Source organism: Achromobacter sp. (assembly GCF_049647645.1).
Taxonomy (GTDB): Bacteria; Pseudomonadota; Gammaproteobacteria; order Burkholderiales; family Burkholderiaceae_B; genus Achromobacter.
In genome coordinates, this window is the sequence record NZ_JBARYB010000097.1 from 1 (window position 1) to 1,891 (window position 1,891).

Consider the following 1,891-nt stretch of genomic DNA (forward strand, 5'->3'; position numbering starts at 1 on the left):
GCCCTGGGCGCCCGCGCCGCCGCTGGCGCCGCCGGTGGCGCCAGGCGCGGAATTTGCCTGTCCGGTCAGCAGCCCGCCCAACACTTCGGCGATGCGCGTGGCCTGCGCGTTGCGCATGTAGACCACGTGCAGGTTGCCCGCGCGGTTCTGCTGCGCGTCCAGCTTCATGATCAGGTCGCGCGCCAGCCGGGTGCGCGCCGGGCTGCCGGAGCGCACCAGCACGCTATTGCTGCGCGGATCGGCCACCACGGCGATGCGCTGCGTGGGGTCGCTGCTTTGCGTATCCAGCAATTGCGAAGCGAGGATGGCGATGTCGGTGGCGACGGCCGAACGTACCGGCACCACGTCCGTGTCGATCGAGCTGGGCACGTCGATGCGCGCGATGACCTGGGCGATCCGCTCCAGGTTGTCGGCGTAGTCCGTGACCACCAGCGTGTTGTTGCCGGGATAGGCGTTGATCGGGTTGTTGGGCGGCACCATGGGGCGCAGCACCGGCACCAGATTGGCGGCGTTCTCGTATTTCAGCGGGAACACGCGGGTCAGCATTTCGCCGCTGCTGCCCTTGGCGAACGCGGACACGGGCACCGGCCCGCGGGCTGCGCCGCCCACCGCTTGCGCGGGACGGCCATTGCCCACCACCGCGCTGCCCTGCAGCTTGGCGTCGGCTTCGGGCACCACGCGCGTCACGCCGTCGACGTCGACGATGGCGAAGCCCTGCAGGCGCAGCGCGCCCGTCAGCATGGACAAGGCCTGCGCGCTGTCCACCGGCCGGTCCGACACCAGCGTGAGCTTGCCCTTGACGCGCGGATCCACCAGGAAGTTGCGCTGCGTGAACAAGGACAGCGCGCGCAGCACGGCGGGTATGTCGGTGTCGACGAAATTCAGACTGACGCGATTGTCGGTCTGTTGAGCATGAACCGTGTTGGCCGCGGGTCCGAGCTGGCTTGCGGCAAGCAACACCGCAAGGCTGAATTGCGCAATATGACGCATGACGGGATAGGTGCCTGAAACGTGAATTCGTGTGAAAAAACGTGAAATCGGGTCGGAGTATACGGGGTGACAGTGCAACACTACGGTCATAATCCGCAGGCATCGTGTCGGTCTTGAAACCCTTTAAATTCGGGGCTTTGCGCGTTTTTTGAATGTGCGCGCCCCCTGCTTTCCAGATGCCTTCCTTCCGTTACGAAGCCACCGACGCGTTGGGGAAGATCGTGCGCGGCACGATCGACGCCGACAGCGAGCGCGGCGCCCGCAACCAGCTGCGCGGCCGCGGCCTGCTGCCGCTGTCCACGTCCCTCGCGGCGCGCGCCGAAGGGTTTGGCGCCGCGCTGCGCACGCGCCTGTCGGACGCGGACCTGGCGTGGCTCACGCGCCAACTCGCCAGCCTGCTGGCGGCGAGCCTGCCGCTGGACGCAGCCCTGAGCGCCACGCTGGAACAGGCCGAGAAAAAGCACATCGCAGCCACCCTGGGCGGCGTGCGCGACGACGTGCGCGCGGGCCACAAGCTGTCCACCGCGCTGGCCGCGCGGCCACGCGATTTTCCGGAGATCTACCGCGCGCTGATCGGCGCCGGCGAAGAATCGGGCGATCTCGCGCAAGTGATGGAAAAACTGGCGGACTACATCGAGGAACGCAACGCCTTGCGCAGCAAGGTGCTGACCGCGTTCATCTATCCGGCGGTGGTGGCCTGCGTCTCGGTGATCATCGTGATCTTCCTGCTGGGCTATGTGGTGCCGCAGGTGGTGTCGGCATTCAGCCAGGCCAAGCAGGAGCTGCCGCTCTTGACGCGCATCATGTTGGCGCTGTCGGACTATGTGCGCGAATGGGGCGTGGCCACCGGCGCGGCCCTGGCGGCCGCGGTCGCGCTATGGCGTTACGCGCTGCGCGCGCC

The 1,891-nt window shown here is 67.5% G+C and carries 2 protein-coding genes; one reads left to right on the top strand and one right to left on the bottom strand.

Annotated elements, in window-relative coordinates:
• A partial coding sequence (locus tag WBB14_RS11645) for a secretin N-terminal domain-containing protein (protein WP_424239948.1) occupies window positions 1-990 on the bottom strand: 990 nt, incomplete at its 3' end.
• Between the two features lie 176 nt (window positions 991-1,166).
• Between WBB14_RS11645 and WBB14_RS11650 the strand changes: the two genes are divergently transcribed.
• Window positions 1,167-1,891, top strand: a 725-nt coding sequence (locus WBB14_RS11650) for a type II secretion system F family protein (RefSeq protein ID WP_424239949.1), incomplete at its 3' end; no start/stop codon positions are given.